This window comes from Pigmentiphaga daeguensis, from assembly GCF_039523035.1.
Lineage (GTDB): Bacteria > Pseudomonadota > Gammaproteobacteria > Burkholderiales > Burkholderiaceae_B > Pigmentiphaga > Pigmentiphaga daeguensis.
This window is the reverse complement of sequence record NZ_BAAAEN010000025.1, coordinates 80,650-86,703: the sequence shown is the minus strand read 5'-3', so window position 1 is coordinate 86,703 and position 6,054 is coordinate 80,650. Positions and strand designations below refer to the sequence as shown.

General features: G+C 69.3%; 7 protein-coding genes. 4 read left to right on the top strand and 3 right to left on the bottom strand.

Annotated features, from left to right (window positions below; all coding sequences use genetic code 11):
- The first annotated feature begins 79 nt into the window (after positions 1-79).
- The 4 genes from ABD104_RS24585 to ABD104_RS24570 are packed head-to-tail and all read left to right on the top strand — an operon-like array spanning position 80 to position 3,729.
- Positions 80-607, top strand: coding sequence for a Bug family tripartite tricarboxylate transporter substrate binding protein (locus tag ABD104_RS24585; protein WP_256369626.1), 528 nt, complete (start codon positions 80-82; stop codon positions 605-607).
- Positions 608-617: 10 nt separating this feature from the next.
- On the top strand, positions 618-1,586 hold the full coding sequence (locus ABD104_RS24580; protein WP_087838976.1) for a TAXI family TRAP transporter solute-binding subunit: 969 nt from the start codon (positions 618-620) through the stop codon (positions 1,584-1,586).
- Between the two features lie 35 nt (positions 1,587-1,621).
- Positions 1,622-2,602 (top strand): hypothetical protein, encoded by a 981-nt coding sequence (locus ABD104_RS24575; RefSeq protein WP_279818874.1) that lies wholly within the window; start codon positions 1,622-1,624, stop codon positions 2,600-2,602.
- Positions 2,603-2,619: 17 nt separating this feature from the next.
- Entirely contained in the window at positions 2,620-3,729 is a 1,110-nt protein-coding gene (locus ABD104_RS24570; RefSeq protein WP_132979672.1) for an alcohol dehydrogenase catalytic domain-containing protein, read from the top strand.
- Between the two features lie 8 nt (positions 3,730-3,737).
- Here the strand turns inward: ABD104_RS24570 and ABD104_RS24565 are convergent, their stop codons facing one another.
- The 3 genes from ABD104_RS24565 to ABD104_RS24555 form a co-directional block, all read right to left on the bottom strand.
- Positions 3,738-4,622, bottom strand: a complete 885-nt coding sequence (locus ABD104_RS24565; RefSeq protein ID WP_087838973.1) for a LysR family transcriptional regulator — start codon at positions 4,620-4,622, stop codon at positions 3,738-3,740.
- A 4-nt stretch (positions 4,623-4,626) separates the two neighbouring features.
- A complete protein-coding gene (locus tag ABD104_RS24560; RefSeq protein ID WP_132979673.1) occupies positions 4,627-5,034 on the bottom strand; it encodes a DoxX family protein in 408 nt (135 codons plus the stop codon).
- Between the two features lie 87 nt (positions 5,035-5,121).
- Positions 5,122-5,931, bottom strand: a complete 810-nt coding sequence (locus ABD104_RS24555) for a DODA-type extradiol aromatic ring-opening family dioxygenase (RefSeq protein WP_132979674.1) — start codon at positions 5,929-5,931, stop codon at positions 5,122-5,124.
- Positions 5,932-6,054: the final 123 nt, after the last annotated feature.

Below are 6,054 nucleotides of genomic sequence, written 5' to 3'. Positions count from 1 at the left end.
TCTTGGTCATCTCTCTGGTTCCTTTACCGGCATTATCGCCGGATCAGGCCCAGAGCTCTCCACTTATCGGACTGTCTGAATTTCCGCCGCCACCTCTTTCTCCAGCCCGGGCCAGGGTTCCACCCCGCACCTGAACATGGTCATCCTGATGCAGCAGGCCGGCATCGACATGCTGCACGTGCCCTACACCGGCATCCCGCCCGCGGTGATGGACGTGGCGGCCGGGCGCATCTCCAGCGTGTTCGCGTCCTACTCCGACCTGCTGCCGCACGTGCAGGCGGGCACCCTGCGCATTCTTGCCAGCACCGGTTCGACGCGCTCGCCCATCAGTCCCGACATTCCGACCATGAAGGAGTCGGGCTACGGCGGGTTCGAAGTGGTCGGCTTCGGCGGCCTGCTGGTGCCGGCCGGCACGCCCGCCGCGCTGACGGCGAAGATGGCCGCCTCGGTGCAGAAGGTGCTGGCGCGTCCCGAGATCCGCAGCCGCCTGCTGGAACTGGGCTTCGAGCCGGTGGACAGCAACCAGCAGGCCTTCGGGGCACTGGTGCGCGAGCAGAATGCATTCTGGGCGAAGGTGATCCAGGACGCCCACGTCAAGGTCGAATAGGAGTTCCTTCATGCAACCCGCACTTTCCCGCTCGTACCACCTGCGCTTCGTCGGCGACTGGGGCCAGGCGAACTTCCACCGCATCTGCTCCTGGCTGTGCGAGGAGTTCTGCAAGCGCGCCGGCCCGCGCAGCCGCGTGGCCATATGGAGCATACGCGCCGGCGGTATCGAGGCCATCGACCTGGTGCAGGAAGGCGAGGTGGACCTGTGCCTGGTGACGCCGGCGATGCTGATGCCGGCCGCGCTGACGGGCCAGTCCATCTTCCAGGGACGCGCCGCGCCCAACCTGCGCTCGCTGGCGGTGCTGCCGCAGAACGACCGCATGGTGCTGGCGCTGCGCCCGGACCTGGGCATCCGTTCTTTCGAGGAACTGCGCAGCCGCCGGCCGGCCCTGCGCATCGCCACGTCGCGCAACGACGGGACCAACTTCATCGGCTATATAAGCCGCCTGTTCATGGCGGCCCACGGCATCGACGAGGCCACGCTGGCGGCCTGGGGCGGATCCTACGTCGAGGACACCAATCCTCGCGACAGCCTGGCGCGCATGGAGGCGGGAGAGGTGGACGGCGTGCTGCAGGAAGCGATCATGACGCCGTGGTGGGCGCGGATCGTCGAGTCCGGACTGGCGGTGCCGCTGTCCGCGGAACCTTCCGCCCTGGCCCGGCTGCGCGCCGATCACGGCTTCCCGGCCAACGCGCTGCCCGCAGGCTACTGGAAGAATCTCGAGACGCCGGTGGAGGCCCTGGACTTCTCGGACTTCCTGGTGCTGGTGCGCGACGACATGGACGAGGAGGTGGCGCATCTGCTGACCTGGTGCCTGGTGGAGACGCGCGAGGCCATCGAGCGCCAGTACCGCCACCTGCCGCCGCAGCGCAGTCCGCTGTCCTATCCCATCGATCCCGCCAGGATGGCCCGGCCGTCCATCGCGCTGCATGCGGGCGCGCAACGCTATTACCGCGAGGCGGGGCTGCTGGCCTGAGCCGCTCGTTCCCGCCCGCCCCGAAGGAGACCGCCGTGCCCGAAGTCCTTGAATACCTGGAGGCATTTCCTTTCGACGCGCCGCCCCGCGTGCTGCGCCGTCGCGAGGAACTGCTGCTGGCCGAACCCCTGCCGGGCGGCGGCCGCCCTCCCCGCGCGTACCCGCCCGTCGAGGCGGTGCATTTTCCCCCCGGGTACGTGGACCAGCCCTTCGTGCCCCCGCGCGGGGTCTACGAAAGCGCGGCCATGCGGATAGAGTGGCAGACGATGAATGCCCGCCAGCCTTTCTACCACCGCAACTGCGGCGTGGACGAGATCTCGTTCCAGGTGTGCGGCGACCGCACCATCATGACGGAACTGGGCAGCGTGGACGTGGCGCCGGGCGAGTTCGCCCGGCTGCCCGACGGCGTGGCCCACGACAACTACGGCCGCCGCGACATCCACCTGCTGTTCTACGTGCCAGGTCCGGTCGAGCGCCTGGGCGCGGTGGACCGTCGCTCCGAGGCCAGGATCCCGCCGTTTCCGGGTTGGTCGCCCGCGCCCCTGAACGAGCTCGTCACCGAAGGCGTGGCCGGCCCGGGCCAGGACGTGGCGCTGTCTCCCATCGACGAACGGCTGCTGCTGTCCCATGCCGATGAAACACAGGAGCGGCTGGAGGTCCTGCGCATCGGATCGGGCAGCGAATGGCTGTATCGCGGCCCCACGGCCATGATCGGAACCACGGCCGCCGCCTCGACCGGACACGTCTATCGCCGGCTGCGCAACGCCGAGGAGATCCAGTATCAGGTCTCGGGTACGCGTACGCTGGTGACCCAGCGGGGCGTGCTGCGCCTGGCGCCCGGGGACTTCGTCCGCATTCCCCGCGCCGTGGCCTTCGCCAGCATCCACGCGGAGCCCAGCACGCATCTGTCGCTGGTCTCGACCCAACCCATCCCGCAGGTGGCGCAAGGCGCCCGCCAGGCCGAGCGAATGACGCCGTCGGAAATCGACGCGCTGCGCCCTGGAAAACCGACTTGACACACAAGGACAGCAATATGAGCGACATGCTTGCCGCGCGCGCCCACCAGGGCGCGACCGAATTGCGGCTGGAGCGGGTGCCGGTGCCCGAGCCCGGCGCACGGGACGTGCTGATCAAGGTCGCGTCCGCCGGCATCGCGCCCGGCATGATGAAGCTGCTCGAGCGCGGCCGCTTCAAGCACCTGCCGTCCACGCCCGGCCACGAGATCGCCGGCGTGGTCGTCGCGGCGGGACGCGAGGCCGACGCCTCGCTGGTCGGCCGGCGGGTGCGGGTGCATCCCATGCTGTCCTGCGGCGACTGCGTCTATTGCCGCACCGACCGCCAGCAACTGTGCGCGGAGACCGCCATGATCGGGCACGCCGCGTTCGGCACCGGCAAGCTGGAGCTCTACGCGCGCTATCACGACGGCGGCCTGGCCGAGTATGCGCGCGCCCCGGACTGGCTGGTCGACCCCCTGCCCGACAACGTCGGCTTCGACGTCGGCGCCAAGGTGCACGACCTGGCCAATGCCGTGCGCGCGCTCAAGTGCGCGGCCATTCCCGAGCCGGGGCGCCTGGTCATCACCGCGGCCACCGGCACCATGGGAACGGCCAGCATCCTGCTGGCGCGGTTCTACGGCGCGCGCAGCCTGGTGCTGGTGGCGCGGTCGCGCGAACGCCTGGAGGCGCTGCGGCCGCTGGCGGGCGACCTGCCCGTGGAGCTGGTCGCGCTGGACGAACTGGCGCCCGACTGGGCCGAGAGCCAGGGCCTGACCCGCCGGCTGCGGGAGGTGCTGCCGGGAGGCGCGGATGCCGTGCTGGACTATTTCCCGGGCGGCCCGGGCACGATGCAGGCACTGCGCGCGCTGGCGCTGGGCGGCACGCTGGTGCACATGGGCGGCAACGCCGTGCCGCTGTCGCTGACGGTGGCCGAAGCCATGCAGATGTGCTGGACGATCGTCGGCACCCGGGCCTGCACGCGATCGGATACCGACGCCGTGCTGGAACTGCTGGCATCGGGCCGGCTGAACGCCGATGCGCTGATCACCCATCATTTCCCGCTGGCCGAGGTGAACCGGGCCCTGCGGGTCATGCTCGATCGCAGCGAACCGATCTGGATGGCCGTGGTGCACCCGGGGCAGGGCTGAACAGGCCCCTAGGCGAATGCCTCGCTGAAGAAGTCGATGAAGGTCCGCACCTTGGGCGCCATGAATTTGCGGCTGGTATAGGCGGCGTACAGGGTCACCGAAGGGGGCCGGTACTGCGGCAGCAGGCGCACCAGCGCGCCGCTGTCCAGGTCGTCGGCGATCAGCCATTCCGGCAGGTAGCCGGGTCCGATGCCCGCCAACAGGCTGTGTCGCGCCAGGGACGAGTCGTCCGTCTTCAGCGCCGTGGGCACGCGCAGCGTCGAGGGTCCCCCGGGTCCCAGCAGGGGGATTTCCTCGGATCGCTTGATGTAGGCGGGCAGGACGGCCGGACGGTCGGCCAGCCGGGCGGGCGACTCGAAGGGGCCGTGCCGTTCCACGTAGTCGCGCGAGGCCGCCAGCACGAAGCGGACCTCGCACAGCGGCCGCACGATCAGCGATGGCGCGTTCTGCGTGGTGGTGGCGCGCAGGGCCAGGTCGAAGCCTTCCTCGGCCAGGTCCACCTTGTAGTTGCTCAGGCGCAGGTCGATGACCACGCGCGGGTAGCGTTCGCGGTAGCACGCCAGCATGCCGGCGAAGCGGCCGTTGGCGCACCAGACCGGCGCGGTGATCTTCAACTGGCCGCGCGGCTCGGCATGGCTGTCCTGCAGGGTGGCCTCGGCGTTGTCCAGCAGGTCCAGCGCTTCGCAGCACTGCTCGAAGTAGACCTGCCCCGCCTCGGTCGGGCTGACGTGCCGGCTGGTGCGGTTGAGCAGGCGGGCGCCCAGGCTGCGTTCCAGGTGGGCCAGGTGCTTGCTGGCCATGGCCGGCGAAATCCCCAGTTGTCCGGCCGCCCGCGCGAAGCTGCCCGCCTCGACCACGAGGCGGAACACCTTCATGCTGACCAGCGTGTCCAAGCGTTCAGGCCTTGCCGCGCGACGCGTCGATGCTGAAGGCGCCCGCGCCGGCCACGGCGAAGAACAGGAACACGAAGCAGTACAGCACCGCCGGCTCGCCGCCGTTCTGCAGCGGGCTCAGGAAGGCCTTGGGCGCATGCGCCATGAAGTAGGCCACGGCCATGAAGCCGCACAGGATGAACGCCACCGGCCGGGTGAACAGGCCCAGGATCATCAGCAGGCCGCCGCCAATCTCCAGCACGCCGGCCAGGCCCATCAGCGAGAACAGCTGGATGCCTTGCATGCCCAGCGACGGGATGTCGAAGAACTTGGCCGTGCCGTGCTGCAGGAACACGTAGGCGATGACGATGCGCATGACGGCTTGCGCGCGGGGGGCCCAGACGGTGAGGGTGTCGTTGGTGGAGGTCTGCATTGGCTATTTTCCTTCAAGAGTGACACGCGGGTGAAAAAGACTGTGTCCAGGACCACGGCGCCCGAAGGGCGTAGGGGGTGGGTTTCCCTACCCGAACCGGGTAGCCGAGACGATGACGTTCATGACTTCATCCTGGAAAATGCGGCTGCCGGGGTCGTCGCGGGCCGCGCCCGCCGCCACCATCAACGGTAGCAGGTGATCGGGCCGGGGCTGCGAGACGCGCGCGTCGGGCGCCGAGGTCCAGTTCGCCAAGGCCTGTTCGCGCGCCTCGCGCGGCAGCGCCACGGTCTCGGCCAGCCAGTCGTCGAAGCGCTGCGAGGCCGGCTTGAACGCCGGCGCGAAGCCCCGCATGTTGTGGAAGCTCATGCCGCTGCCCACGATCAGCACGCCTTCGTCGCGCAGCGGCGCCAGCGCGCGGCCCGCCGCCAGGTGGGCCTCGGGGTCCAGGCCGGTCTTCATGGACAACTGGACGACAGGAGTGTCGGCGTCGGGAAAGATCAGCTTGAACGGCACGAACACGCCATGGTCCAGCCCCCGCTCGGTGTTCGAGCCCGAAGCGATACCCGCCTGCCCCAGCAGCTCGCGCACGCGGCCGGCCAGCACGGGCGAACCCGGCGCCGGGTATTGCAGCCGGTAGGTGTGCTCGGGAAAGCCGTAGTAATCGAACAGCAGGGGCGGGTTGGGGCTGGCGTTGACGGTGAAGTCGTCCTCTTCCCAGTGGCCCGAGATCACCAGCACCGCGTCGGGACGGGCGCCCGCCGACGCGGCGAGTCCCTTCAGGAAGGCGGCCATGCGGTCCCACATGTGGGGATCGCCGGGCCATTCCATGAAGAAGCAGGGACCGCCTCCATGGGGGATGAAGAACGTGGGCAGACGGTGGGCGCTCGAGGCGGACATGGCAGCTCCTGTGGCGTGGCCTTTGTCGGCAATATAGGCGCGTACTGTCAGGCAATCAATCGTGCAAAACGGAAGAGTTCGTTTCCTGTCCGTTGATGATCCACGGTGCGGGATGAGGCGATT